A 25,673-nucleotide genomic window follows, 5' to 3' on the forward strand; every position below is an offset into this window, starting at 1 on the left:
TATAAATTTACATTAAGTATTAAAATAAAAGAACAAAAATAGTATTATCCATAGCAAGTCTAAAAAATGCCAGAAAATACTACCTAGTTCAAGCCCTAATGTGTTTCCATTTTTATATTTTCCTAAAAGTTGTTTCACTAACATTACAGTTAGCACGATTATAGCGACAAATATGTGTAATAGGTGTGTAAAAACAATCACCATTAACATAGATGAAGAGATCAAACTTTTAGGTCCTGTAAAAAATAATCCAGACTGTTTTAGTTCACCAAATCCTAGAAATTGAGAAACTATAAATCCAATTCCTAATCCCAGCGAAATTAGTAATAATAAAGTAGTTAGCGTAGTGTTTTCTTTTTTTCCAAAGAAAACAGCCAATTGAACTGTTATACTACTAATTACAATTAATACAGTACTTGTAATTAAAGAAGCTGGCAAATCAAAAGTAACCCAGTCTTCTCTGTTGCTACTAATAACATAAGCACTTACCAAACCTGCAAACATCATGGTCATACTTACCAAAGAAACCCATAACATAGGTTTTGCAGCTTTTTTTCTAGCTACTTTTAATTCTTGATCTACAGTTATTGCTTTTTCCATTTTAATGAAGGAATTTATCGATGATGTAAATAATTTGAATTACGGTGATGTAAAATACACTTGCCAGCATTAATTTTTTGGCCGTATTTTTACTTAGGTCTTTGTATAAAAGAACAGCATAGTACAAAATAATGGCACCGCAAATAAAAATAAGTACCGCTGTTAATGGAAATATATACAATTCACCAGTTTTCTTAAACACAGGAATAATAGACGAGAAAATAAGCATAAAGGTGTACAGTATTATTTGTACCACTGCTTTTTTATCTCTTCTTCCCATTGGTAATAAATTGTATCCTGCTTTTTGATACTCATCATGTCCCAACCAACCAATGGCCCAAAAGTGTGGGAATTGCCAAAAGAATTGAATCATGAATAAAATACCTGCTTCTATACCAAAACTATTGGTAGCTGCTACCCAACCTAACATAAAAGGGATTGCACCAGGAAATGCTCCTACAAAAACAGCCAAAGGTGTAACTCCTTTTAACGGAGTGTAGGCACAGGTGTATAAAAATATAGAGATGGCACCAAAAAGTGCGCTCTTTTCATTTATATAATATAAGATACCCAATCCTGATATGGTAAAGGTAATTGCAATAATTAAAGCAGTAGTTACAGAGTACCTTCCTGTTGGTAAGGGCCTGTTCTGCGTACGCTTCATTAGTTTGTCTATATCTTTTTCTATAATTTGGTTAAAAGCATTAGATGCTCCAACCATAAGGTAACCACCTATAGCCAATAGAGAAACAATCTTATAATCAATAGAGTCAACAGCTATTAAATATCCTGCAACTGCAGAAAACACGACACTTAAAGAAAGTCCTAGTTTAGTCAATTGTTTAAAATCGCTAATAAAACTGTTCTTAGGTTGTTCTATAGAAGTATCTACTTTAGACATGTATTCGTTGATTCGAAAATTTTGGCAAAGATAGGGATTCTTTTTACTTAGAAATTGAACTTATTCATTTAATTCTCTGGGTAGTATTTAAAGTGGATTTTTTAAAATGAAAAAAAATAGAAAAAAAAGGCGAATTATTTTTTTGAGAACAGAAATAACTCTTATATTTGCACTCGCGTTTGCAAAACGTGAAAGTTCTTAAAAACATTGTACAAAACATACCAAAATATTTAGTGTAAACTAGATGCAGAAGTGGTGGAATTGGTAGACACGCTGGACTTAAAATCCAGTGGACAGTAATGTCCGTATGGGTTCAAGTCCCATCTTCTGTACAAAGATATTAGAAAGCCTATAGTTTACACACGCAGAAGTGGTGGAATTGGTAGACACGCTGGACTTAAAATCCAGTGGACAGTAATGTCCGTATGGGTTCAAGTCCCATCTTCTGTACTAAAGCCTTATCAATTAATTTTGATAAGGCTTTTTTTATGCAGTTTTGTTTCATAAAAAAACACCCTATAAGAAATAGGATGTTTTGTAAGTGGTGTAAAGGATACTACTATTTTAGGTAGTTTCTAATTCCGTAACTGGCAAGTACACCTTCTCCTGTAGCAGCAGCAACTTGTGCAATGGCTCCCTCTCTACAATCTCCGGCAGCAAAAATTCCTTTAACAGAGGTTTCGGCTAAGTTTTCTGTGGTAATAAAACCTTGTTCGTTTAAGTTTACCAAGCCTTTAAAACTTTTGGTGTTTGGAATTAAGCCAATAAAAATAAAAGCTCCGTCTGCTTTAATTTCTTTTGTAGCTCCTGTTGTGTTGTCTTTTACCAAAACTCCCTGAAATAAATCGCGTTCATCTTTGGTGAATTCTAAAGGTGTATTGTTAGCGTAGACTTCAATATTTTCTATGGTTTCTAATTTCTCTATATAGGTTTTAGATGCTTTAAACTCTGGAGATCGGTTTATAATTTTTACTTTTTTACAAAAGCCTGCTAAAAAAATACCTTCTTCTAAGGCAGAATTCCCACCACCAATAACAATAACTTCTTTATCGCGGTAAAAAGCACCGTCGCAAGTAGCGCAAAAGTGAACACCAGATCCTATAAGTTCGTTTTCGTTAGGAATTCCTAATTTTCTATAAGTAGAGCCTGTAGATAACACCACTGTTTTAGATTTATAGTCTCCTAGGGCTGTTTTTAATTCAAACAAATCTCCTTGTTTTTTAATAGCAGTAACCTCTTCTCCTGTATTAATGGTGGCACCATAGGTAACTGCTTGGTGTTCCATACGTTCCATTAACTTGGGACCCGATATTTCTGTAAATCCAGGATAGTTTTCTATTTTTTCGGTTAAGAAAGCATTCCCTCCAATGTTTTTCTTTTCTAAAATTAAAGTATCAAACCTATCTCTTTGAGCATAAATAGCTGTTGTTAAACCAGCTGCACCACCACCTATAATAATACTGTCGTAAACTTTTTGTTCTTTGGTGGTATCTATGTCTAATAGCTCTTTTAATTTGGCATTGTCTGGGTTTGTATGTGGCTCTCCATTTAGAAGAATGGTAGGAATTATTCTTTTTCCTTTATTTATTTCTTCTACTTTGTCTGTAGCCCACTGGTGCGTGTCTACATCTATAAACTGGAAATTAATGCCATTGTCGTTTAAATAACTCTTGGCTCTTCTACAATCCGGACACCAGTCGGCACCAAACAAGGTAAGCTGACCTTTGTCTGTAATTCCCAATACAGAAGCCAGTTTTGCATTGTCGGGATTGGTATAAGATTTACCATTTATAATTAAGGTTGGTATAATTCTTTTTCCATTATTTATTTTTTCTACTTTTTCGGTAGCGTCTTTATCTAAGTCAACATCAACAAAGTGGTACGTAATATTGTTGCTGTCAAAGTACGATTTTGCCCTTCTACAATCTGGGCACCAATCAGCACCGTATAAAATAATATCAATCATGTAAAGTATTTTTTCTTTATAGTCGACACGGATTGGTTTTGTTTACAGCTTAAAGTTTATCTAAGCTTCTCCATATCCTTTTCTAAAGTTTCTAATTTCTTTAAAACTCTTCCGTAGACTAAGGTAACGTCTAATTGAAATATTTTTTTGGCAAACACAATTAAAAGCAAAACGACTACAGCTAGAATTATATAGTTAAAGCTAGGGACGTTTAAGAAAGTATCTGTATTAGGGAATTTACGAAGGAATTTTTCGGTAACAATTTTTCCGTATTTAGAATACCACACACCAGGAAAAAAAATAATAAAAAATAAAGGGTAGAAAAAACGATAGATTTTAACGTACTTAATAGTGCTCTCTCTAACCCATTCGTTTACTGTTTTTATATAATCGTAACTATTCATTCCTTTGTCTAATTTTTTTAGAATGTCTGCTTGTTTTTTACTGTAGTATGCAAACCAAAGTAGAAGTGCAAAGATCAATCCTCCTGCAACAAGGGTTTCCATAAAATAAGAGCCAATTAAAACTACAATTGCAGCAACTATAATTCCTATGATGTTAATTTTTCCTATCTGAAAGAATTTATCTACGGCACCCTTAGATTTTTGATTGTATAGGTTGTTTATTTTAGGTGCTACTAAGTCGTTTTCTTTTACAAAACCTTCTTTCCAAATATCTTCTATTGATTTATTATTCATCTTTTTGGTTTTATTGTTGGTTTATGATTTTTTTTAGTTTGTCTTTAATTCTGGTAATTCTAACGCCTACACTGTTGGTGTTTGTTCCAGTAATTTCTGCAATTTCTTTGTATGATTTTTCTTCTAAATACAGCATGATAATTCCTCTGTCTATTTCGGATAATTGGCGAATTGCGTTGTAGAGTTGGTTTAAAGATTCGTCTTCAAAAGCAAAACTTTCTTCACTGGCTTCTATGGGAATGTAATCCGAAGCAAAATTCTGATGGTTGTTTTTCTTTTTCTTTAACAAAGTCATACAGACATTTAAGGTAAGTCTGTACACCCACGTAGACCACTTAGATTGTTTGTTAAAGTTGTCTTTGCTTCTCCATATTTGCAAGCATACTTCCTGATAGTAATCCTCAAAGTCTTCTTGAGAATGGGTGTATGCCCTACATATCTTAATAATTATAGGAGCTATGGGGAGTATGTGGGTTGTGTAAAAATCGCTACTCATTTACATAGTGTTTTACTATTTAGTGGCCGAGAAGTAAATTTATTACATTAGAAAATAAAAAAAGCATTGAAATTTTATAAGAAAATTTCAATGCTTTTTATTTAAGTGTAGTAAAATTTTATTTTTTGTTATTCAACAAGTTGCTTGATTTTACACTGTTTATCAAACTAACGAATACATATGAGAATCCGATTATTAGCAAAAGAGCAAACATAATTTTAATTTGAGTTTTAATGGTCCATTCCAATGCTACTTTTATTCTGTGTAAAGTACCTATTTCGGTTTTACGAGTTTCTTTTAATGAGAAATTTACGGTGCAAAATTCATTTTCATCATCAAAATCTCCTAAGCTAACACCTAGGTCTTGCAGTTGTTGTTCTATTTCTAATATTCGGTTTTCTAAATTCATATACTCTTCTATTTTCCCTCCTTTAGATTTAAGGGAAATAAGTGAAGTACGAATCTTTTCTAGTGATTGTTTTTTTGCATTCAGTTCTTTGTACTCGTTGGTTTTGTCTTTTTTGGTAATAAGCTTAGAACTAACTTTTCCAATTTTTGTTAAGTGTTGATAAAGAGAATCAAAGTTTTCTGGAGGAACACCAATGACTAAGTTTAAACTTCGGTATCCATTGTTTCCACTTTTTTGTTCAAATTGAATTAAGGCACTAAAGTCTTTAATTTTTTTACGTGTATTTTTTTCTTCACTCTCAAAGGCAGTTGACAGTGTTTTTATATCAGCAATTTTTTCGTATTTCTGATCAACTTTAACTGTAGCATTGTTATTCTTTACAATGTGTTTTTTAGATGCGTAATTTCTATTAGATAGGGGGATGTTGGAGAGACTTTCAAAAGAGTCAATCATTGGTGTTTCAATCTCTTCAATTTTTAAACTGTATCCGTAGGCAAGTCTAAAAATGAATAAAATAATAAAAGAGATACTTAGCCAAAGTGATATTTTTTTTGTTTTCCTTTTTAATTCCGTGTTCATAGATTGTTTTTGGAACTAAAACGCATGAAGGTGACAATTATTGTAGATGTTTATAGAGATAAAAAATCCCATCATAAGATGGGAGTGTAGTATGTTTTTTAAGAAGCTTCTTCGTATTGTCTGGTGTTTTCAAACGATTTTTTATATTTCCATTCAAACCATTTGTTTCCCAGTGTTTTTCTCATAATGTTCTCAATAGGAATCATTACCGTAAAATTGTAAAAAGTCTGTGCTAAGTATTTAGGGTTTCTAGCAATACTTCTTAAGCTCATAGAAAAACCAGGAGTAATGTATTTCATGTAATGCCAATAACCTTCGGGAATATATAAAGCATCTCCATGTTCTAAGTTGGCAATAAAACCTTTTGCTTTTTTTAGGGCTGGGAATTTTTCAAAATCTGGATTAGAAAAATCTATATCTCTGTTAGAAATTAAAGAGTTGGGTAGCTTGTATAAATAAGGTGTTTGTTCTTGGTCAAACAAGATACATTGTTTTTTTCCTTCAAAATGAAAGTGAAAAATGTTCGCTAAATCTATATCATAGTGCATAAAAGTATAAGAATCCTCTCCACCAAAAAATAAAGTAGGCAGGGTTTTCATAAAACGAATTCCTAATTCAGGAAAAGAAAAATCGTTTTGAAGAGATGGGATTTCTTTTAAAACGTTCCATAAAAATATTCTATACTTGGTTGGTCCTTGTTTTAAAAGAGCAACGTAGTCTTTCATTTTCATGTGCTTGTCTGCACCGTTAAACTTTTTCTTTGCATCTAGAGGTTTGTCTCCGTGTAAAGGGACTTCAATATCGCCCGCAATATCGGCAATGTAGTCAAAGCTCCATTTTTCAAAAGCTGGCCATTCTTTTGCAAATCCCTTTATAATTAAAGGTTTTTGCTTTTTGTAGTAGTCATTGTAAAATTCGTCTTTGCTTATGTTTTCTACTACTTCAACAGACTTGAGTTGTAAATTCATAACGGTTGAATATTTACTTTTTTAGCGTTCTTTGATTGTAAAATTACAAGTTTTTAGGAGACTAAAAATAATTTGGAGTTATTATTGTTGGAACAAGAATTTTTTTGGGGGAGGAGCAATTAAGTTCATGGTGCTAGAATTATGCTGAATGCTTAACTTCCAGGCATGTAGAAATAAGCAGTCGTCTGTGTACGTAAGTGGGTTGTTTTTAAAATAGTTGGAATCTTTGTATCCATAATCTCCTACTATAGGATAGCCCATGGTTGCTAAGTGTAAACGTATCTGATTGGTTCTTCCTGTATGCGGTGTTACTTCTAACAGAGTTTCGTTTGTTGCATGTCTTCTTTCTAGTACTTTAAACTCTGTGTAAGCTTCCTGTCCTTCTTCGCTAGAGGCTCTTCCTCCACCTGCTGTTTTTTCGGTTCCTATTTTGGTGGTGCTATCAAACCAGTCTTTTGCTACAATTCCTTCTACCATTGCCAAATATTTTTTAGTCGTAGATTTCTCTTCAAATTGTGTACCAATAGTATTTACAATTTCTTTGTTTCTTCCTAGAATTACAATTCCTGTAGTATTGGCATCTAGCCTGTGTATAATTTTAAGATCCTCTTTTGGAAAAGCAAGCTCTAAAATTTTAGTCAATGAGTTTTTGTTAAACCTTCCGCTAGGGTGCATAGGAAGTGGGGCTGGTTTGTTAATAACAATAATAGCATTGTCTGCATATAGCAAGTCTATAGCTACAGAAACATTGGGCTCTGCTTTGGGGTCCGAGGTATGTTCTGTTATGTAACCTCCTTTTAAAATGTCGTTTTCCTTAGCAGGTTTGCCATTTATTAGCAAAGTTTCATTTTTAATTTTATTTAACCATAAGTCTTTGGTAGATCTAGGGACTACTTCTAAAAAAAAGTCAATAACGGTATAACCCTCGTATTTTTTCTTAACGGGGAGTCTGTATTTGGTTGCATATGGAATACTTCCAGGCAGTGGACTGCAAACGGATTTAATTGAGGTTTTAAAATTCTGAAATTCCATGAGTTAACTTATAAAATACTTTTTTGTCCTTTTTTTATTTCGTTTGCTGATAAATATCATATTCACTGCTGACTTTACAACATAATTTTACCAATGTTAAAGAAAGACAAAGTGAAGTTGGCAACGTGTAAAGCAAAAGTAGTACAAAACATTGTTAGCGTAGTAAAACTCAAAAAAATATATAAAGTTGAATAAGATATCTAAAAAGGTTTTACCAGAGAAAAACACCAAATGGCGATCTATTGCAGTGTTGTTTATAGCCATTGTATTTGGTATTGGACTGTTTATGGCCAAAGAGTCGGAAGTGATTTCTTATATGTCCGACGATCCTAAAGCTTGTATTAATTGCCATGTAATGGTTCCAGAATACAACGGCTGGATGCATAGTTCCCATAGAGAGTGGGCCAGTTGTAACGATTGTCATGTACCGCACGAAAGTGTTGTAAAGAAGTACTATTTCAAAGCAATGGATGGTCTTAGGCATGCTTCCATCTTTACGCTAAGAGCAGAACCAGAAGTAATGCATATGCGAAAAGCTTCGCAAGAAGTTGTTCAGAATAATTGTGTTCGTTGCCATCAAAATCAGGTAACGCAAACAAAATTAGACGGAGCATTTAAACATCATAAAGAAAATAGAACAGAAAGACAGTGTTGGACATGCCATAAAGAAGTGCCTCATGGAAGAGTACATGGTATTTCTACGGTGAAATATAACATTGCTCCAATACCTACAGATGTTCAAGAAACGGTTGTGCCAGATTGGTTGGAACAAAAAATAAAAGAAGAAAACTAACAAAGAAAATATCTAGATAAAATTAGAGACAGATGAAAAACAAACTATTATTCGCGGTATCTATTGCTACTGTTTTTTTACTAGGGTTATTGGCTTCTAGTATTATAAATAGAAAGAACGAGGCCAAGTATAAGTACTTGCCTCAGGTAGAAATTAACGAAAATGAACCTAGAAACGAAGTGTGGGGAGATAATTTCCCAAAGGAGTATCAATCGTACTTAAAAACAGCAGATACTAGTTTTGCATCTTACCAAGGTGGTTCTAAAATGAGAGATATGTTAGAAGAAGATCCTCGTTTGGTAGTGCTATGGGCAGGTTATGGTTTCTCTAAAGATTACAATCAAGGGGGAGGGCACATGAATGCAGTAACAGATATACATAATACTTTACGTACAGGAGGTCCTAAAGGAAAAGGAGACGGACCAATGCCAGCTACTTGTTGGACCTGTAAGAGTCCAGATGTACCAAGGTTGATGAACGAAAAAGGAGTGGCTGAATTCTACAAAGGAAAATGGGCAGACAAAGGACACGAGATTAAAAACCCTATAGGATGTGCAGATTGTCATGAGCCTAAAACTATGAAATTAACCATAACTAGGCCTGCATTGGTAGAGGCTTTTGAGGCAATGGGGAAAGACATTAAAAAGGCTTCTCACCAAGAAATGAGATCTTTAGTGTGTGCACAGTGTCACGTAGAATATTATTTTGATAAAAAAATACCAGGTAAAGAGGGAGTTCCTTACTTAAAGTTTCCATGGAAGAACGGAATGAGTGTAGAGGCTATGGAAAAATACTACGACAATTTAGACTTTAAAGATTGGGTACATAAGCTAAGTAAGGCTCCAATGCTAAAAGCACAGCACCCAGGTTACGAAACATATTTAACTGGAGTGCATGCAGATAGAGGAGTTTCTTGTGCAGACTGTCATATGCCTTACAAGAGCGAAGGAGGACAGAAGTATACAGATCACCACATTCAGTCGCCTTTAAACAATGTTGCAAATTCATGTCAGGTATGTCACAGAGAAGACAAAGACAAGTTGATTGAAAACGTGTACGAGAGACAGCAAAAAGCAACTGAAAACAGAATTAAATTAGAAGATTTCTTAGTGAAGTTTCATGTAGAGGCTAAAAAAGCCTGGGATTTAGGAGCAACAGAAGCTCAGATGAAAGATATTTTACAAGACATTCGTCATGCGCAATGGAGGTGGGATTATGCGGCTGCATCTCATGGTGCTTCGTTCCACTCGCCAGTAGAAACTGCAAGAGTTATTGGTAGCGGATTAGATATTGTGCAAAAAGGTAGGGTAAAACTAGCCAGACTGTTGGCAGATTTAGGATATAACAAAGAAGTTCCAGTACCAGATATTACATCAAAAGAAAAAGCACAAGAGTATATTGGTTTGGACATGAAGAAACTGAATAAAGAAAAAGCTTATTTCAAGAAAAATCTGTTACCTAAATGGATGGAAGAAGCTAAAAAGAGAGAAGCGAAAATAGTAGTAAAAACGCTTCAGTAATAGTTGTTGTTGTTTTAAAAACATGCCTGATGTGAGTTGTTAACATGTTGGGCATGTTTTGTATGTATTCAAAATAGAAATTTATGAAAAAACTATATAAATTTTTTTCATCCCCCATATTGGCTATTTTGTTATTGCTGATTTTTTCAGTTGCCATGGCTTGGGCTACGTTTGTAGAAAATGATTACGGTACCAAGGCTGCTTGGGTGTATATTTACGAGACTTGGTGGTTCGAGGTCGTAATGGTGGGCTTGGCACTTTCTTTTGTAGCCAACATTTTTAAGTATCAATTATTTAGAAAAGAAAAGTGGGCGGTTTTAATCTTTCACGTGGCTTTTATCATTATTGTTATTGGAGCTGGAATTACAAGATATACTTCTTATGGAGGGATGTTAAGAATTAGAGAAGGACAGGCTGAAAGCACTGTTATTTCTGGCGATAATTATTTGCAAATTCAGTTAAGAGCTGGGCAAGATTCTATTCGTATAATAGAGAAATTAGGATTGTCTAACGTAAAGAAAAGTCGTTATTCACTAGAGACTACTTTGGATAATTCTGCTATTAAAATAGGGAATTTACGTTATGTGGTAGATGCTGTTCCAGTGTTGATAGAAGATGAACAGAGTGATGAGCAAATTCTAGAATTGGTAATTTCTTATGGAATAGGAAAGGAAACTATTTTTATAAAATCTGGAAACTATAAAACCGTTGGAAGTGATAAACTAATCATTGGGTTTAATTGCAAGGAGCTTACTAATATAGCCATTACCTCTAAAGAAGGTAGTTTAGAAGTGGTTGGAGATAAAAAAATAGAGTATTACAAAATGATGACTCAAGAAGCGGGTAGCTTAGAGTCTCATAAAAAACATCCATTTTTTGTAAAGACCTTGTATAAAATGGGGAGTTTGGCCATTGTTCCTAATCAGTTTGTAGAGCATGGAAAAATAGAGGTGGAGTCTGTAAATCCAGCAGGTATTTCTCAAAACAAAAAAGAGTTAGACGATGTAGTGTTGGCAGATGTACAAGTAGGCGATCGATTAGAGACCGTTCCCTTGTTGTATAGAGAGGGTTTTTTGGCAGCAAAGAGCAATGTACAATTGGCGGGTATCCAAATTGATTTGTCTTATGGTTCTAAAGCTTTAGAATTACCGTTTAAAGTACAGCTAAACGATTTTCAGTTAGAAAAATACCCAGGTTCTACGAGTCCGTCTTCGTATGCCAGTGAGGTAACGGTAATAGATGGAGCGGAAACCATGCCTTTTAGGATTTATATGAACAATGTGTTGGATTATAAAGGCTTTCGTTTTTTTCAGGCGAGTTACGATACCGATGAAAAAGGAACGGTGCTATCTGTTAATCACGATGCAATAGGAACCAATGTTACGTATGTAGGATATTTCTTGATGACGGTTGGAATGTTTTTTACACTTTTTGGAAGACAAACTCGTTTTAGGGTGATTGTAAACAAGCTTAAAAAACTAAAAACAGCAGTGGTGCTGTTGGCTTTGTTGTGGGGGAATGGGCTGTTTGCAAATCCGAATTCCGATGCTGAAATCATTTCAAAATCATTACACCAATTAAAGATTCCGGCCCCGGTGGCAGAAGAATTTGGTGCTTTGTTGGTGCAAGATTTAGATGGTAGAATTAAACCCGTAAACACCTTGGCTTTGGAGTTTTTAAGAAAGATTTCGGGAAAGCCCTATTATAAATACGAGTATCAAGGAACAGTTTATAAATGCAATGCGGTTCAGGTGTTTTTAATGTTTCATATGTATCCTGAATTGTGGCAAGGAATTCCAGTGATAAAGGCAAACGGAAAAAAGTTAAGTCCTGTTTTAGCGGAGTTAAAAGATAAAAAACGCTTAGCGTTTAAAGATTTACTAAAGGAGGCAGGAGCGTATAAATTATCGGAGGCGATTGTGGCATCCAATCAGAAGAAGCCTGCGGAACGAAACGAAACGGACAAAGAAATTATTAAAGTAGACGAACGCTTTAATATTCTATACAATGTCCTGTTGGGGAATTACCTAAAGATTTTCCCAAACCGTTTGGATAAAAATCACACTTGGTACAGTCATAAACATCACTTTGAGGATTACGATGCAGAAGATGCTGCTTTTTGCAAAGGAGTAGTATCCGATTTATTTTCTAAAGCCAAACAACAAGATTGGGCAGGGGTATTGCAGTTGATCTCTTATGTAGATTTGTATCAGACAGAGATTTCTAAAGATATTATTCCATCAAAAGAGAAAGTGCAAGCTGAAATATGGTACAATAAATTCAACTTGAACTTCTGGTTGTTTCAAGCTTATTTTACCTTGGGACTGGTGTTGTTGGTGTTAGCGATTGTCCGAATTTTCAATCAGAAAAAGTGGCTGGAGCATGTGTGGTTTGTAGTTTTTTTACTAACCGTAGTTTCTTTCTTGGTATTTGCTTTTAACATTGGCTTACGATGGTATATTTCTGGGCATGCACCTTGGAGTAACGGATACGAAATGTTGGTGTTTGTAGCTTGGGGATTGTTGTTAAGCGGCTTGCTAGTGCATAAGAAATCTGACTTTGCTTTGCCGTTGGCTACCTTGTTTACAGGGGTGTTATTGTTGGTAAGCTACTTGGATTGGATCAATCCAGAAATTACCAATTTAATGCCAGTGCTAAAGTCTTATTGGTTAAAAATACACGTAGCCACTATTGTGAGTAGCTATGCACCTTTAGGTTTGTCTTGTGTGTTGGGAATGATGGCTTTAATCCTGATGAATTTTCAGAAAGGGAAGAATGCAAAAATCATCAAAGTAAAAATTAAGGAGCTGAGTTATATCAATGAATTGTCTATGACGGTTGGTTTGTTTTTACTCTCTGTAGGAACCTTTTTAGGAGGAGTTTGGGCAAATGAGTCGTGGGGAAGATACTGGGCTTGGGATCCTAAAGAAACGTGGGCTTTGATTAGTATTATTGTTTATACAGTAGTGTTACACCTACGCTTTATTCCAGCTTTTAATAATAAGTATGTGCTGAATTTGGTAAGTATGTTTGCTTTTTGGTCTATCATAATGACTTCTTTTGGGGTGAACTACTACCTAACAGGTTTGCACAGTTATGCAACAGGAGATCCTGTACCTATCCCTAATTTTGTATATGTTTTAATAGTGTTGATGTTTGTATTGGCAATTTTGCCAAAGTTGATAAGCAAACAACAAAGAAAAGCAGAGCGATAGCTCTGCTTTTTTATAATGTATACTTTTTGTGTATGTGGAGTAACAGTTGAATGGTTGGGTTAAGTGTATTTTTCTGAGTTAATTACGAATTACGAGTTCAGAATTTCGATTTTTACCTACTACCTACTACCTACTACCTACTACCTACTACCTACTACCTACTACCTACTACCTACTACCTACTACCTACTACCTACTGCCTACTGCCTATTGCTTACTATCCCTGCTGATCAGCACCTATTTTCTTTAAGTATTTGGTTAAGATGACTACGCTGGTTCCGTTTATTTTTCCTTCAATTTGTGTAGCATTGTCGTGTACCAAAGAAATGTTACGGATTACCGTTCCTCTTTTAATGGTAAAACTACCAGCCCCTTTTAAATCTTTGTCTTTGGTCATGGTTACGCTATCACCAGCTTCTAATGTAGCACCATTACAATCTCTGTGAATAATTTTTTCATCTTCGCTTAAATGATCTCCTGTAGCTTCTGCAAAACGTAAGTCAGCATCTTCTAAGTACATCATGTCTAGTAAGTCTTGTGGCCATCCATCACCACGCAAACGTTGCAGCATTCTCCAAGCGGTAATCTGCACGGCTTTGTGCTCGCTCCACATAGAATCGTTTAAACACCTCCAGTGGTTGGCATCCATGTTTTCAGGATTTTCAATCTGATCCTTACAAGTACCGCATACCAAAATATTGGTTTCCAAAGTATCGTTTAAACTAGGTTTTAGTCTAATGTCACTTAAATCGTGCGTAGCACCACACAATTCACATTTATTTCCGCTTCGTTGGATTAATTCTTCAGTTATATTCATTTTTTAGAAGGCTTTAGGCTGTATGCTCTAAGCTATGTGCTGTTTTGTAATGAGATTTTGTTGTTGTGTAAGCCTAATGCGTAAAGCCTATTGCTTACAGCTGTAGCGAAAGCTACATTCGTTGTCTCACCGCTTCGTATAAAAATGCACCACAAGCAACAGACACATTTAACGAACCAATTCTACCTAACAAAGGTAATTTTGCTTTGGCACTTGCTAATTTTAATACCGATGGATTGATACCTCTATCCTCGGATCCCATAACAATGGCAGTTGGTTGTTTAAAGTCAACATCAAAAATGGTGTCTTCTGTTTTTTCGGTAGCACAAACTATTTGAATGTCTGCGGCTTGCAACATAAAAATAGCATCTTTAATGTGGTCTACTTTACAAATAGGTACATTAAAAGCAGCACCTGCAGAGGTTTTTACTGTTTCTCCGTTAATAGGAGCATTTCCGCTTTTTGGAATAATAATTCCGTGCGCACCTGTACATTCTGCTGTACGAATAATAGCACCAAAATTACGAACGTCCGAAATTTGATCTAGTAAAATAAACAAAGGCGTGTCTCCTTTTTCTATAGTACTGGTAATTAAACCGTCTAAATCGTAAAAAGAAATAGGAGCAATTAAAGCACCCGCTCCTTGGTGGTTGCTATGTCTAGACATTCTATCTAGCTTTTCCACAGGAACAATACTAGAAGTAATGTTGTTCGTTTTTATAAGTTGCTTTAGCTCGTTCATTAAAGCTCCGCTCACGTCTTTTTGTAAAAAGACTTTGTCTATGGAACTTCCTGCATGAATAGCTTCTATAATAGCACGAATTCCAAATATCTTAGAGGTTTGTTTTTCTTCCATGCTGCAAAGGTAGTGTTTTGGTATAGAGTAGCAAGTATCAGGTATTGAGTATCGATGGAATTCTATATGAGTCCACTAATTATTTGTAGTATTCTGATTTCTTGTATTTAACCAATTTAAATACATGTTAGGGTTAAAATCATTTGCTATTCCACTATCTATACGTTCTTGAAGAGCTTTTGTTAGGGCTTTGATTTTTTCTTTTTCTGAGTTTGGTGAATTCATTTACTGAAGATAGGAGATGTGATTTTTACTTTTTGTCCTTTGCCATTGAATATGCTTTTATAAGCTTTTGCTGTTCCTCCATTAATTCTGTAATAGATAATGAGTCTCTTTCACTAACTATTCTATTGATTGGGAAAATTTGATTTGCAAAAGTACTATACTTTTTGTTTTCAAAATTATTGAGACCATAGTTATTAGCTGATCCAACAACCTGCCATGCATATTTCTGATTTTTTTTCAATAAGAATACTATTGGTCTTATAAAATTTAAGATTGCTTCTCCGTATTTTATACATTCTTCTTTTGTAGGAATATGGCCTTTGTGAATTGCGTTGTTTCTAAGCTCAGTCATTTTATTTGATAAAAGGGGTGGTTTTTCTTTAAATTCTTGAATATATGTGATTAAAAAAGCTCCAACTTGTCTTTCGGATCTTGATGATAGTAGTTTCCATGTTTTTTCAAAACAATCGTCATGAATATTATTTGAAAAATATATTACCCGTATAAAAAATTCCATGAATCTTTCATAGCTAGAAGCAAAACATGTTAATGATTCGATGTAAAAGCCTTCCGATAGGGAATAAAGTGCATTTTCAAATAATAGTTGAAAGTGATTGTTATAGATGTCTAATGAAAACTTATGTCCTTCAGGACATGTGATTTGATATGTTTGATTATTTTGAGGGGGTATTTTAAAAGGAAATTTCCAGTTGTTTTTACAGTAAGGACAGCTTGTGTGGTAGATCAAGGAGGTGGATTTTTTTGAGTTAGTTGATTTCTTTTCTTATTTCATTTTTTACTGTAGCAGTAACTTCATGAACTATTGTTTCGGTAATTTTTATATCACCATCATTGTCTATGTTTTTGACTTTGTGTCATTCTAACCTCTATAGAAAAAGTGTTGTCTAAATCAATTTCAATCATATGTAATCTTCTTTTTTAGCAATTACCTATGAATATATGAATTATTTTTAACTATACTTTTTGTTGATTTTAGCTTTCAAATCAGTTGCTTTAATCACTCGTTCGTTTTTAGAATCTTCTAATGCTTGGTCAATTTCAGCTTCGTATTCTTCCATACTCATGGGGGCTTTACTTCCAGACTTTAACTCTTCTATATACTTGTCAAAGTTAAAATCTCTAACCAAAGGACTGTCTAAGCCTTCTTGAAGAGCATCTTTTAAAGCTTTAATTTTTTCTTGTTCGGAGTTTGAACTGTATGTTTTATTAGGTGCTTTTTAATTAATAGAGATTAATTTTTAAACCATCTTCAAAGTCGTTGTTTTCAATTTCAAGTTTCTTTAAAATACATGAAAATAATAAACCTCTACTTATTCTTGTAATTTCATAAAGTTTTGAATCATTTAAAGCACGTTTTTTTAGATGAGGAGAGTAATGAGTATAATAGTTTCTTGAGTCAGTTACTTTATAACAAAATTTATCTAAGCTTTCTATATTTTCAATAATAAATTTATTCTTATTATCATTTACGAGTTCCTTTAAACGACTAACAAGATGAGGTTCATTTCCTATTAACTTACTTTTTAACCATTTAATGTCGTTTTCCTCCAGTTCAACTTGTTCAAGAATGGATGATTTAATAGCTTCAAATTGTTCAGACGGTACTCTTTCGTTGTTATAATATTTTCTATGGAAACTTTCCAAAGCTTTTATTGTTTCCAAAAACTTATCTGTAGAAAACCAGTGTTTTGTTTTAAAGTGACTAAGCATTAATGAAATAACATCTTCTATCTCATTGTAAAAGGTAAACCATTTTTCAATTATTGTAGGTAGATTTATATTAATATTCGAGTATTTTACTACGTGATTTCCTGGGTGTCTTAGTTTGTGTTTTTTATTGTAGAAAGATGTTTTGTAAAAAAGGTGTATATATTTTTCTTTCTCAAATAGTCTCTTTCCGGTTGTGTAATTTGCGTCTTTTAAAGTAATGCTTATGGGGTAGCTTTGTTCAAAGGCAAAAAGTGTAATTAAATCTATAAAATTAGTTATATCCTTAATAATCTCAAGATAATTAGTCTTCTTAGTGTATGAAAGCATTACATACGCTTCTTCTCTAAGAGAGACAGAGTTGTAGTTTTTTTGAAAATGGACTGGAGCATCAAAACTAATAACCCCGCTACAATTTTCATTTATAACAAAAGGTATTTCATTAATTTTATCATAGTGTATAGAGTATGAAGTGCTATCACTGTTTTTAAATTCATGAGTCTGCCCAGTTATATCGAACCACTGGAATAAGTTAAATACTTTGAATATTACCCTTTCAAAATTAATCTCATTTTCACTTTCAAAGTGATGTCCTTTTATTATTCTAATTGGTTCATATTTCCCAATAACAATGCCATTGGATGTTTTGATACCACTGAACCAGTTATCTATTAAAGTTATTTCACCTAAGTCTGTTAGACCTATTATTATTTCCTTACTTGATTGGTCTGTAATATCTCTATTAAATGTCCCGAACAATTCAAGTTGACCTCCTGATTCTGGGTCAAAAGTTAATGTACCAAATATCCAATCATTATTTTCAGGAAGCTTCCATTTTCCTTTGCATTCAAATCCTTTATTCATTCGCAATTGCACCTTTTTAGTTTTTTATCAGACATAAATTTAATTTTTTTAAAAGCTATAAAACTATTTTTCTGATAAAAGTTAGCTTTTGTTGAAAAGTTTCAAAAGAAGCATCGAGCACTTTTTACGTTAAATTAAAAATAAGATTCTGTAGTCTAGTTGTCTAACTTCTAAATTCTAGTATCTAAATCAAAAAAGTGTCACAAAATTTACATGAAACAAGCCTGTGTTTAAGTCAAAGTCAGATTCGTTACTTTTACCCACAGCATAGCTAATTTTTAAGAGTCCACCACGGGTTGCAAAAGTATAACCCACCCCTAAGCTTAACAATCTGTTTTCTTGTGCTAGGTTTTTAAAGTAACCATAGTCGCTAAAACCGTATAAATAACTAGCGGTGTTGGTAAAAAAGCGGTACTCTAAATTGGCATAGCTATAGAGGTGTGCAAAAATGCTTTGTTCTAAGAAACCACGTAGGGTGGTAGCACCACCTGTTCTAAAAAGTTCGTTGGTGGTTTTGTTGTTAGACAATAAATAGGCACTGCGGTTTTGTAAAAATAGATGGTTGTTTGCGCTAAGCTCTATGTTGTAAATTGCGTTGGTTTGTAGGGTTTGCTGTTGGGTGTTGCTGCCTTCTTGCTCGCGGCTACCAAAAGCATAGTCAATGCCAAATTGAACTTTAGGTAATTTTAAGTTGTTAACTTCTTTAAATAAGTAGGTAAAACCCACAAAGCTTTTTTGGTATCCTAACAGCGGACTTGTTTCTGCCAAAACGGTAGAGCTTTCTGTTTGGTAGTAGGAACTCAGGGTGTGTTTGTAATGAGGCTGATAACTAAGACTAAGTCTGTTTTTGGTATTTACAAAAGTGCTGTCTTGTTTAAATATGTTGAGTTGGTAACCAAAATTTATAGGAGTTTTAAATATGTATGGACTTTCTAAATTTAAATGAAAAGTCTCTTGTTCTTGTCCGTTGTTTTTCCATTGAAAAGCAAAAGACTCTCCTTTGTGCAATGCGTTTACCAAAGAAATATCTACATGTCCGTTAAATTGTAATTTTCCATTGTCCTCTGTGGTAAATCCAAGCAAAGCATCTAGCTTGTTGGCTTTAATTCGGGTTAGGTACAAATATAAATGGGTAGAGTCTTTGGTGAATAATACACCGGGAGCTTTGGTGTTTTTTACAAAGTTGAGTTGGTTAATCTTTTCTTCGGTATTTTTTAGGAGGTCTTTGCTAAACGGTTTTTTAGATTTTATATAGTAACGAAGAAAACTTTTAGAAAAACGTTGGTATCCTTTAATTACAATTCTGTCTATGTTTCGTTGCTCAGATTTTTTAATAGATAGTTTACATAGCAGTGTATCGTTTTTAACAATGAGGTTGGTCAATTGTATTTCGGAAAAATTTTCTCCACGTTCGTCAAAATACTGTTTTACATTTTCTATCCATGGACTAACCTCTTTAGGCCTTAAGACCAAGCTTGTTTTTTTACTTTTTATATATTTTTGAATGTTTTTAGGAAGGCCTTGTATTAAAATGGTATTGGTTGGTTTTCCTAGAGCAATGGTATATTGGGCTATACTGTCGTTTGCTGTTTTAGTTGCTTTAAAATAAAAATAGCCTTCTTTATATAACAGTTCTTTTAAGTCTTTTGCATTGGTTATACCCACCAAAGAAAAGGAAGTGTGAGTTGTGTCTTTTAAAATAAACCGAGTATTTTTCTGTTGTCCTTGGCCATGGTGCGCAAAGAAACACAGGAGCAGAAAAAAAAGAAATGGAAAACGGTTGTTAAAGAATTTCAATGGGAAAATATTGTTGCTAGGTGGTAAAGTTACATAAAAAAGCATCTTATTTCGTTAGCATTTTAACTCCAGATTCTTGTATGCTGAATCAAAAAAAACACAATTGTATTTTTTTTTAACTCATTGATATTTGATTAATTAGAAATTATTTGTACTTTTGCCAGCCCTTGGACATATTTCAAGGGTTATTAAAACGTTTATATATAATTATTTATGCCAACTATTCAACAATTAGTTAGAAAAGGAAGAGCCCAAGTTACTAAGAAGAGTAAATCGGCTGCTTTGAAGGCATGTCCACAACGTCGTGGAGTATGTACACGTGTTTATACTACAACACCTAAGAAACCAAACTCGGCAATGAGAAAAGTTGCACGTGTTAGGTTAACTAACGGTAACGAGATAAACGCATACATCCCAGGAGAAGGACATAACTTACAAGAGCACTCGATAGTATTAGTAAGGGGAGGAAGAGTAAAAGATTTACCAGGAGTTAAGTATCACGTAGTACGTGGTGCCCTAGATACCGCAGGTGTTGAAGGAAGAACTCAACGTAGATCTAAGTACGGAGCTAAGAGACCAAAGAAATAATCTGTTAAACTTAAATTCATAAGAAATCATGAGAAAAAGGAGAGCGAAAAAAAGAGTTCTTTTACCAGATCCAAAGTTTAACGATCAGTTGGTAACACGTTTTGTAAATAACTTAATGTTAGACGGTAAGAAGTCTGTTGCATTTAAAGTATTTTACGATGCGTTAGAAATAGTAGATTCTAAAAAAGGAGAAGACGAAGAGAAATCTTCATTAGAAATATGGAAAGATGCGTTATCTAACGTAATGCCTCAAGTTGAGGTTCGTAGCCGTCGTGTAGGAGGTGCTACATTCCAAATCCCTATGCAGATTAGACCAGACCGTAAGGTTTCTATGGCAATGAAGTGGTTGATTTCTTATTCAAGAAATCGTAATGAAAAAACAATGGCTCAGAAATTAGCTGCAGAAGTATTAGCTGCTGCAAAAGAAGAAGGAGCTGCTGTTAAGAAGAGAGTTGATGTACATAAGATGGCAGAAGCTAACAAAGCATTTTCACACTTTAGATTCTAATAAGACAACAAAATGGCAAGAGATTTAAAACTTACAAGAAACATTGGTATTGCTGCTCACATTGATGCAGGTAAAACAACTACCACTGAACGTATTCTTTACTACACAGGAGTTTCTCACAAAATTGGAGAAGTACATGATGGTGCTGCTACAATGGACTGGATGGAACAAGAGCAAGAAAGAGGTATTACAATTACTTCTGCTGCTACAACTTGTACATGGCAGTTTCCTGTTGAGAATGGTCAGCCAACTGCAGATGCAAAAGGTTACCACTTTAACATTATTGATACTCCAGGTCACGTTGACTTTACTGTAGAAGTAAACCGTTCTTTACGTGTCTTAGATGGATTAGTATTCTTATTTAGTGCAGTTGATGGTGTAGAGCCTCAGTCTGAAACTAACTGGAGATTAGCTGATAACTATAAAGTACCACGTATCGGTTTCGTAAACAAAATGGACCGTCAGGGATCTAACTTTGCGAACGTATGTACGCAGGTTAAAGAAATGTTAGGTTCTAACGCTGTTGAAATCGTTTTACCAATTGGTGAAGAGTCAGATTTTAAAGGTGTGGTAGATTTAGTAAAGAACCGTGCTATTATTTGGCATGACGAAACTAAAGGAGCTACTTTTGATGTAATTGATATTCCTGAAGATTTAGTAGACGAAGCTGCTGAGGCTCGTGCTAGATTGATTGAAGAAGTTGCATCTTACGATGAGAACTTATTAGAGAAATTCATGGAAGATGAAGACTCTATTACAGAAGAAGAAGTGCACGCTGCATTAAGAGCTGCTGTAATGGATATGGCAATCATTCCAATGATTTGTGGATCTTCATTTAAAAACAAAGGAGTACAGTTCTTATTAGATGCTGTATGTCGTTACTTACCTTCTCCATTAGATAGAGATAACATTGTAGGGACAAACCCAGATACTGATGAGGAAACTTCTAGAAAACCAGATGCAAAAGATTCTTTCGCTGCATTGGCATTTAAAATTGCTACCGATCCTTTCGTAGGACGTTTGGCTTTCTTCCGTGCTTATTCTGGTCGTTTAGATGCTGGTTCTTATATCTTAAATAACCGTTCAGGTAAAAAAGAGCGTATTTCTCGTATTTACCAAATGCACGCTAACGAGCAAAAAGCTATCGATTTTATCGAGGCTGGAGATATTGGAGCTGCTGTAGGATTTAAAGATATTAAGACTGGAGATACAATGTCTTCTTTAGATGCACCAATCGTATTGGAATCTATGGACTTCCCAGATCCAGTAATTGGTATTTCTATTGAGCCTAAAACAAAGGCTGATGTAGATAAAATGGGTATCGCTTTAGGTAAATTAGCCGAAGAGGATCCAACATTTACAGTAAAAACTGACGAAGCTTCTGGACAAACAGTAATCTCAGGAATGGGAGAATTGCACTTAGAAGTATTAGTTGACCGTATGAAACGTGAGTTTAAGGTTGAAGTAAACCAAGGTGAACCTCAGGTAGAGTACAAAGAAGCAGTAACTAGATCTACAGAACACAGAGAAACTTATAAAAAGCAATCTGGAGGACGTGGTAAGTTTGGAGATATTCAATTTGAAATGGGTCCTGTTGATGAGGATTTCGAAGGAACTGGATTACAGTTTGTTGATGAAATCAAAGGAGGACGTATTCCAAAAGAATTTATTCCTGCTGTAGAAAAAGGATTCAAAGACTCTATGAGTAATGGACCTTTAGCTGGATTCGTAATGGATTCATTAAAAGTAAGATTGTTTGATGGTTCTTTCCACCCGGTGGATTCTGATGCATTGTCATTTGAATTAGCTGCTAAAATGGGATACAAAGCTTGTGCAAAAGCTGCAGGAGCGGTAATCTTAGAACCAATCATGTTATTAGAAGTATTAACTCCAGAAGAAAACATGGGAGATATCGTAGGTGACTTAAACAGACGTAGAGGTCAGGTTAACGATATGAGTGATAGAGGTGGAGCTAAAGTTGTTAAAGCTGAGGTGCCATTATCAGAAATGTTCGGATATGTTACAACATTACGTACATTATCTTCAGGTAGAGCAACATCTACTATGTCATTCTCTCACTATGCTCAAACACCATCAAACGTGTCTGAGGAGGTAATTGCTGCTTCTAAAGCGTAAATAAATAAGAATTATGAGTCAAAAAATTAGAATAAAATTAAAGTCTTATGATTACAACTTAGTAGATAAGTCTGCTGAGAAAATCGTTAAGACGGTAAAGTCAACAGGAGCTGTGGTAAACGGTCCTATTCCTTTACCAACAAACAAAAAGATTTTTACTGTATTACGTTCTCCACACGTAAACAAAAAATCTAGAGAGCAATTCCAATTATCTTCATACAAAAGATTATTAGATATCTATAGTTCTTCTTCTAAGACTATCGATGCTTTAATGAAGTTAGAATTACCTTCTGGAGTAGAAGTAGAAATTAAAGTGTGATAGAATTCCTGAACTTGTTTCAGAAACTGCTGAATTCATTTTCAGCATCACATTAGATGATACAAAACCCTATTGGCTTATTGCTGATAGGGTTTTTTGTTATTTTTGAGTATGATTAAATATAGCTATAAAAAAGATGAGTAAAGTTATTGTTAAAACAAATTGGCTTGATTTGGTTCTTGAAAGGTTAAGGACTGCTCAGTTTTGTTTGGATGGTTTAGTATTTGCTAATTTGATCTATGAAAAAGAAGATACTTTCAGGTTGAGCTTCGATAATAGGTACTATAATATAAAATGTTTAGATGGTGTAGGTTTAGAGTTCGATGTTTATGATGAGAGAAATGAAAAACAAATAGTTTTAGCAAATCCTAACAAAGAGAAATCTTTTGGTTTTAATGCAATTGCGAGTTTTTTTGAGTGTAAAGAATTTAATATTGAGATAAAATTTGATGGTAAGCGTAGTTCTTATTGTGTAAATGGAAAAAAGATTGGAGTTACCGATAAAAAGTTTTTAGATTTTTTTAAGTCTACAATAAGGCGAGTTTCAGTATTTGATGAAGCGTATTTGGAAACTTTACTTGTTGCTATCTCAATTGAAGTTATACAAGAGTATTATTGTAAGTTGTATCAAGGAATTGATTAGCCCCTTTATAAATTCATTTTATTTTAGATTTCCAGTTTGATTTTCAGTTATTTGCGAAATTAGGTGACGAGTTAAGTTTGTTACTAGATTAGATTAATCGCATTTACAAGTGTTTTCGACTTATGCAAAACCTTGGTATGTCTTTTGTTATTTTTTGTGGGCTATTTTTTTGAATTCTATAAAAGCTTTGATTGAAAGCTTTACAAATTTTAATAAGCTATAATTTTTTTTCAAATTCCTGTAAATCTTCTCGCTGTATATTAGCAAGTTAAATAAATATTGCTATCTTTGCAGTCCCTTTTTAGGGGGTGATTTGAGGATGTAAGCAAGGAAAATATTGCGGGAACGTAGATTCTACAAGGGAGTAGACTGTGTTGTTCGCGATTTTTTTGGGCTCATTACAAAGCATCGTTTAGGAAGGAAAAAAACAATTCAATTAATAATTAATTTTAAATAATGTCTGGGTTAATAGGAAAGAAAATCGGAATGACTAGCATTTTTGACGAGAACGGGAAGAATATTCCTTGTACTGTGATTCAAGCTGGTCCATGTGTAGTTACCCAAGTCAGAACCGAAGAGGTGGATGGTTATGAAGCTGTTCAATTAGGTTTCGATGACAAGTCTGACAAGAATACTACCAAAGCATTGCAAGGACACTTTGCAAAAGCTGGTACTACTTCTAAGAAGAAGGTTGTTGAATTTCAAGGTTTTGAGGAGGAATTAAATTTAGGAGACACTGTAGGTGTTGACTTGTTTAAAGAAGGAGAATTTGTAGATGTTTCAGGTACTTCTAAAGGTAAAGGATTTCAAGGTGTTGTAAAACGTCATGGTTTTGCGGGTGTAGGTCAAGCTACTCACGGTCAACATAACCGTTTAAGAGCTCCGGGATCTATTGGTGCTGCATCTTACCCTGCACGTGTATTCAAAGGAATGCGTATGGCAGGAAGAATGGGAGGAGACCAAGTTAAAGTTCAAAACTTAAGAGTGTTAAAAGTTGTTGCTGACAAGAACTTAATCGTAGTAAAAGGATGTGTTCCTGGAGCTAAGAACTCTTACTTAACTATCGTGAAATAATGAAAGTAGCAGTTTTAGATTATACAGGAAAAGACACTGGGCGTGAGATTGAGTTATCTGATGCAGTGTTCGCTATAGAGCCAAATGATCATGCAATTTACTTAGATGTAAAACAGCACTTGGCAAACAAAAGACAAGGTACTCACAAAGCTAAAGAAAGAGCTGAGATTGCTGGGTCTACAAGAAAGATTAAGAAACAAAAAGGTACAGGTACTGCACGTGCAGGATCTATCAAGTCTCCAGTTTTTAGAGGAGGAGGTAGAGTTTTTGGACCTAGAAACAGAGATTACTCTTTCAAATTGAATAAAAACTTAAAGAGATTGGCTAGAAAGTCAGCTTTTAGTTTACAAGCAAAAGATGCTAACATTATTGTTTTAGAAGACTTCAACTTTGAAGCTCCAAAAACAAAAGAGTTTGTTGGTGTTTTAAAAGCTTTAGAGTTAGATAACAAAAAGTCACTTTTTGTGTTAGGAGAGGCAAATAACAATGTTTACTTGTCTTCAAGAAATTTAAAAGGATCTGAGGTTGTAACTTCTTCTGAAGTTAATACTTACAAAGTATTAAACGCTAATAAAGTAGTTTTATTAGAAGGAGCAATTGCAGGTATTGAAGCTAATTTAAGTAAATAGGGAGGTCAGTTATGAGTATTTTAGTAAAACCTATTATCACAGAAAAAGCAACTAAAGATAGCGAGTTATTAAACCGTTATACTTTTGTTGTAGACAAGAGAGCTAACAAGATTGAAATTAAAGAAGCTGTAGAGGCTGCTTACGGAGTTTCAGTTGAGCAAGTAAGAACAATGATATATCCAGTAAAAAGATCAACAAAGTATACTAAGAAAGGTATGGTTGAATCTAAAATATCTGCATATAAAAAAGCTATCGTAGAGGTGGCTGAAGGAGAGAATATTGACTTATACAGCAATATTTAATTAATTAAAT

At 34.2% G+C, this 25,673-nt stretch carries 26 protein-coding genes and 2 tRNA genes; 13 read left to right on the top strand and 15 right to left on the bottom strand.

Annotated features, from left to right (window positions below; all coding sequences use genetic code 11):
* Positions 1–12 precede the first annotated feature (12 nt).
* Both ACXHHC_RS13685 and cyoE read right to left on the bottom strand, forming a co-directional pair.
* Positions 13–600, bottom strand: a complete 588-nt coding sequence (locus ACXHHC_RS13685; RefSeq protein ID WP_458226938.1) for a cytochrome c oxidase subunit 3 — start codon at positions 598–600, stop codon at positions 13–15.
* Between the two features lies 1 nt (position 601).
* A complete protein-coding gene (cyoE, locus tag ACXHHC_RS13690; protein WP_458226939.1) occupies positions 602–1,501 on the bottom strand; it encodes a heme o synthase in 900 nt (299 codons plus the stop codon).
* Positions 1,502–1,747: 246 nt separating this feature from the next.
* Between cyoE and ACXHHC_RS13695 the strand changes: the two genes are divergently transcribed.
* A tRNA-Leu gene (locus ACXHHC_RS13695) sits at positions 1,748–1,833 on the top strand.
* Between the two features lie 32 nt (positions 1,834–1,865).
* Positions 1,866–1,951 (top strand) — tRNA-Leu (locus ACXHHC_RS13700).
* A gap of 109 nt (positions 1,952–2,060) precedes the next feature.
* Here the strand turns inward: ACXHHC_RS13700 and ACXHHC_RS13705 are convergent.
* The 6 genes from ACXHHC_RS13705 to ACXHHC_RS13730 form a co-directional block, all read right to left on the bottom strand.
* A complete protein-coding gene (locus tag ACXHHC_RS13705) occupies positions 2,061–3,467 on the bottom strand; it encodes an FAD-dependent oxidoreductase (protein WP_458226940.1) in 1,407 nt (468 codons plus the stop codon).
* 56 nt (positions 3,468–3,523) lie between these two features.
* Positions 3,524–4,165 carry a hypothetical protein gene (locus tag ACXHHC_RS13710; protein WP_458226941.1) on the bottom strand — a complete coding sequence of 214 codons (642 nt, stop codon included), beginning with the start codon at positions 4,163–4,165 and terminating at the stop codon, positions 3,524–3,526.
* Positions 4,166–4,175: 10 nt separating this feature from the next.
* Complete coding sequence (locus ACXHHC_RS13715; RefSeq protein ID WP_458226942.1) at positions 4,176–4,661, bottom strand: RNA polymerase sigma factor; 486 nt, start codon at positions 4,659–4,661, stop codon at positions 4,176–4,178.
* Between the two features lie 118 nt (positions 4,662–4,779).
* The gene (locus ACXHHC_RS13720) at positions 4,780–5,649 is read right to left on the bottom strand and encodes a DUF4349 domain-containing protein (protein WP_458226943.1); all 870 of its coding nucleotides are present in this window, start codon (positions 5,647–5,649) and stop codon (positions 4,780–4,782) included.
* A gap of 98 nt (positions 5,650–5,747) precedes the next feature.
* Positions 5,748–6,617, bottom strand: coding sequence for a cupin-like domain-containing protein (locus ACXHHC_RS13725; protein WP_458226944.1), 870 nt, complete (start codon positions 6,615–6,617; stop codon positions 5,748–5,750).
* An 81-nt stretch (positions 6,618–6,698) separates the two neighbouring features.
* The gene (locus ACXHHC_RS13730; protein ID WP_458226945.1) at positions 6,699–7,649 is read right to left on the bottom strand and encodes an RluA family pseudouridine synthase; all 951 of its coding nucleotides are present in this window, start codon (positions 7,647–7,649) and stop codon (positions 6,699–6,701) included.
* Between the two features lie 187 nt (positions 7,650–7,836).
* Here ACXHHC_RS13730 and nrfH point away from each other — a divergent pair, with 187 nt between their 5' ends.
* The 3 genes from nrfH (at position 7,837) to ccsA (ending at position 13,177) form a co-directional block, all read left to right on the top strand.
* A complete protein-coding gene (gene nrfH, locus ACXHHC_RS13735) occupies positions 7,837–8,442 on the top strand; it encodes a cytochrome c nitrite reductase small subunit (protein WP_458226946.1) in 606 nt (201 codons plus the stop codon).
* Between the two features lie 32 nt (positions 8,443–8,474).
* Positions 8,475–9,962, top strand: coding sequence for an ammonia-forming cytochrome c nitrite reductase (gene nrfA, locus ACXHHC_RS13740; protein ID WP_458226947.1), 1,488 nt, complete (start codon positions 8,475–8,477; stop codon positions 9,960–9,962).
* 83 nt (positions 9,963–10,045) lie between these two features.
* Positions 10,046–13,177 (top strand): cytochrome c biogenesis protein CcsA, encoded by a 3,132-nt coding sequence (gene ccsA / locus ACXHHC_RS13745; RefSeq protein ID WP_458226948.1) that lies wholly within the window; start codon positions 10,046–10,048, stop codon positions 13,175–13,177.
* Between the two features lie 217 nt (positions 13,178–13,394).
* Here ccsA and ACXHHC_RS13750 read toward each other — a convergent pair whose 3' ends face one another.
* From ACXHHC_RS13750 to ACXHHC_RS13780, 7 genes are all read right to left on the bottom strand, one after another.
* Positions 13,395–13,994: a PhnA domain-containing protein gene (locus tag ACXHHC_RS13750; protein WP_458226949.1), complete on the bottom strand. Its 600-nt coding sequence runs from the start codon at positions 13,992–13,994 to the stop codon at positions 13,395–13,397.
* A 112-nt stretch (positions 13,995–14,106) separates the two neighbouring features.
* Positions 14,107–14,850: a 23S rRNA (guanosine(2251)-2'-O)-methyltransferase RlmB gene (gene rlmB, locus ACXHHC_RS13755; RefSeq protein WP_458226950.1), complete on the bottom strand. Its 744-nt coding sequence runs from the start codon at positions 14,848–14,850 to the stop codon at positions 14,107–14,109.
* Between the two features lie 75 nt (positions 14,851–14,925).
* A complete protein-coding gene (locus ACXHHC_RS13760) occupies positions 14,926–15,075 on the bottom strand; it encodes a hypothetical protein (RefSeq protein WP_458226951.1) in 150 nt (49 codons plus the stop codon).
* 25 nt (positions 15,076–15,100) lie between these two features.
* Positions 15,101–15,592, bottom strand: a complete 492-nt coding sequence (locus ACXHHC_RS13765) for a hypothetical protein (RefSeq protein ID WP_458226952.1) — start codon at positions 15,590–15,592, stop codon at positions 15,101–15,103.
* Positions 15,593–16,046: 454 nt separating this feature from the next.
* Positions 16,047–16,268 (bottom strand): hypothetical protein, encoded by a 222-nt coding sequence (locus ACXHHC_RS13770; protein ID WP_458229257.1) that lies wholly within the window; start codon positions 16,266–16,268, stop codon positions 16,047–16,049.
* A 49-nt stretch (positions 16,269–16,317) separates the two neighbouring features.
* The gene (locus ACXHHC_RS13775) at positions 16,318–17,667 is read right to left on the bottom strand and encodes an ApeA N-terminal domain 1-containing protein (protein WP_458226953.1); all 1,350 of its coding nucleotides are present in this window, start codon (positions 17,665–17,667) and stop codon (positions 16,318–16,320) included.
* A 189-nt stretch (positions 17,668–17,856) separates the two neighbouring features.
* Positions 17,857–19,335, bottom strand: coding sequence for a hypothetical protein (locus tag ACXHHC_RS13780; RefSeq protein ID WP_458226954.1), 1,479 nt, complete (start codon positions 19,333–19,335; stop codon positions 17,857–17,859).
* A gap of 342 nt (positions 19,336–19,677) precedes the next feature.
* Here ACXHHC_RS13780 and rpsL point away from each other — a divergent pair, with 342 nt between their 5' ends.
* From rpsL to rplW, 8 genes are all read left to right on the top strand, one after another.
* Positions 19,678–20,052, top strand: a complete 375-nt coding sequence (gene rpsL / locus ACXHHC_RS13785) for a 30S ribosomal protein S12 (protein ID WP_010137091.1) — start codon at positions 19,678–19,680, stop codon at positions 20,050–20,052.
* A gap of 28 nt (positions 20,053–20,080) precedes the next feature.
* On the top strand, positions 20,081–20,560 hold the full coding sequence (rpsG, locus tag ACXHHC_RS13790; protein ID WP_458226955.1) for a 30S ribosomal protein S7: 480 nt from the start codon (positions 20,081–20,083) through the stop codon (positions 20,558–20,560).
* 12 nt (positions 20,561–20,572) lie between these two features.
* Entirely contained in the window at positions 20,573–22,696 is a 2,124-nt protein-coding gene (fusA, locus tag ACXHHC_RS13795; protein ID WP_458226956.1) for an elongation factor G, read from the top strand.
* A gap of 13 nt (positions 22,697–22,709) precedes the next feature.
* The gene (gene rpsJ, locus ACXHHC_RS13800; RefSeq protein ID WP_010137088.1) at positions 22,710–23,015 is read left to right on the top strand and encodes a 30S ribosomal protein S10; all 306 of its coding nucleotides are present in this window, start codon (positions 22,710–22,712) and stop codon (positions 23,013–23,015) included.
* A 136-nt stretch (positions 23,016–23,151) separates the two neighbouring features.
* Positions 23,152–23,658: a hypothetical protein gene (locus ACXHHC_RS13805; protein ID WP_458226957.1), complete on the top strand. Its 507-nt coding sequence runs from the start codon at positions 23,152–23,154 to the stop codon at positions 23,656–23,658.
* Positions 23,659–24,114: 456 nt separating this feature from the next.
* The gene (rplC, locus tag ACXHHC_RS13810) at positions 24,115–24,732 is read left to right on the top strand and encodes a 50S ribosomal protein L3 (protein ID WP_458226958.1); all 618 of its coding nucleotides are present in this window, start codon (positions 24,115–24,117) and stop codon (positions 24,730–24,732) included.
* Complete coding sequence (gene rplD / locus ACXHHC_RS13815) at positions 24,732–25,361, top strand: 50S ribosomal protein L4 (protein ID WP_458226959.1); 630 nt, start codon at positions 24,732–24,734, stop codon at positions 25,359–25,361. Before rplC ends, rplD begins: the two co-directional genes overlap by 1 nt.
* Positions 25,362–25,372: 11 nt before the next feature.
* A complete protein-coding gene (gene rplW / locus ACXHHC_RS13820) occupies positions 25,373–25,663 on the top strand; it encodes a 50S ribosomal protein L23 (RefSeq protein ID WP_458226960.1) in 291 nt (96 codons plus the stop codon).
* Positions 25,664–25,673 lie beyond the last annotated feature (10 nt).

This window comes from Wenyingzhuangia sp. IMCC45574 (assembly GCF_054182685.1).

Bases quoted from the DNA above. Each gene is read 5' to 3' on its own strand.
- ACXHHC_RS13715 (WP_458226942.1), bottom strand. From the start codon at position 4,661: ATGAGTAGCGATTTTTACACAACCCACATACTCCCCATAGCTCCTATA.
- ACXHHC_RS13750 (WP_458226949.1), bottom strand. From the start codon at position 13,994: ATGAATATAACTGAAGAATTAATCCAACGAAGCGGAAATAAATGTGAA.
- cyoE (WP_458226939.1), bottom strand. From the start codon at position 1,501: ATGTCTAAAGTAGATACTTCTATAGAACAACCTAAGAACAGTTTTATT.
- ACXHHC_RS13705 (WP_458226940.1), bottom strand. From the start codon at position 3,467: ATGATTGATATTATTTTATACGGTGCTGATTGGTGCCCAGATTGTAGA.
- rplW (WP_458226960.1), top strand. From the start codon at position 25,373: ATGAGTATTTTAGTAAAACCTATTATCACAGAAAAAGCAACTAAAGAT.
- rpsL (WP_010137091.1), top strand. From the start codon at position 19,678: ATGCCAACTATTCAACAATTAGTTAGAAAAGGAAGAGCCCAAGTTACT.
- rpsG (WP_458226955.1), top strand. From the start codon at position 20,081: ATGAGAAAAAGGAGAGCGAAAAAAAGAGTTCTTTTACCAGATCCAAAG.
- rplD (WP_458226959.1), top strand. From the start codon at position 24,732: ATGAAAGTAGCAGTTTTAGATTATACAGGAAAAGACACTGGGCGTGAG.
- ACXHHC_RS13805 (WP_458226957.1), top strand. From the start codon at position 23,152: ATGAGTAAAGTTATTGTTAAAACAAATTGGCTTGATTTGGTTCTTGAA.
- ACXHHC_RS13725 (WP_458226944.1), bottom strand. From the start codon at position 6,617: ATGAATTTACAACTCAAGTCTGTTGAAGTAGTAGAAAACATAAGCAAA.
- fusA (WP_458226956.1), top strand. From the start codon at position 20,573: ATGGCAAGAGATTTAAAACTTACAAGAAACATTGGTATTGCTGCTCAC.
- nrfA (WP_458226947.1), top strand. From the start codon at position 8,475: ATGAAAAACAAACTATTATTCGCGGTATCTATTGCTACTGTTTTTTTA.
- ccsA (WP_458226948.1), top strand. From the start codon at position 10,046: ATGAAAAAACTATATAAATTTTTTTCATCCCCCATATTGGCTATTTTG.
- rlmB (WP_458226950.1), bottom strand. From the start codon at position 14,850: ATGGAAGAAAAACAAACCTCTAAGATATTTGGAATTCGTGCTATTATA.
- rplC (WP_458226958.1), top strand. From the start codon at position 24,115: ATGTCTGGGTTAATAGGAAAGAAAATCGGAATGACTAGCATTTTTGAC.
- ACXHHC_RS13730 (WP_458226945.1), bottom strand. From the start codon at position 7,649: ATGGAATTTCAGAATTTTAAAACCTCAATTAAATCCGTTTGCAGTCCA.
- ACXHHC_RS13685 (WP_458226938.1), bottom strand. From the start codon at position 600: ATGGAAAAAGCAATAACTGTAGATCAAGAATTAAAAGTAGCTAGAAAA.
- ACXHHC_RS13760 (WP_458226951.1), bottom strand. From the start codon at position 15,075: ATGAATTCACCAAACTCAGAAAAAGAAAAAATCAAAGCCCTAACAAAA.
- ACXHHC_RS13775 (WP_458226953.1), bottom strand. From the start codon at position 17,667: ATGAATAAAGGATTTGAATGCAAAGGAAAATGGAAGCTTCCTGAAAAT.
- ACXHHC_RS13765 (WP_458226952.1), bottom strand. From the start codon at position 15,592: ATGGAATTTTTTATACGGGTAATATATTTTTCAAATAATATTCATGAC.
- rpsJ (WP_010137088.1), top strand. From the start codon at position 22,710: ATGAGTCAAAAAATTAGAATAAAATTAAAGTCTTATGATTACAACTTA.
- ACXHHC_RS13720 (WP_458226943.1), bottom strand. From the start codon at position 5,649: ATGAACACGGAATTAAAAAGGAAAACAAAAAAAATATCACTTTGGCTA.
- ACXHHC_RS13710 (WP_458226941.1), bottom strand. From the start codon at position 4,165: ATGAATAATAAATCAATAGAAGATATTTGGAAAGAAGGTTTTGTAAAA.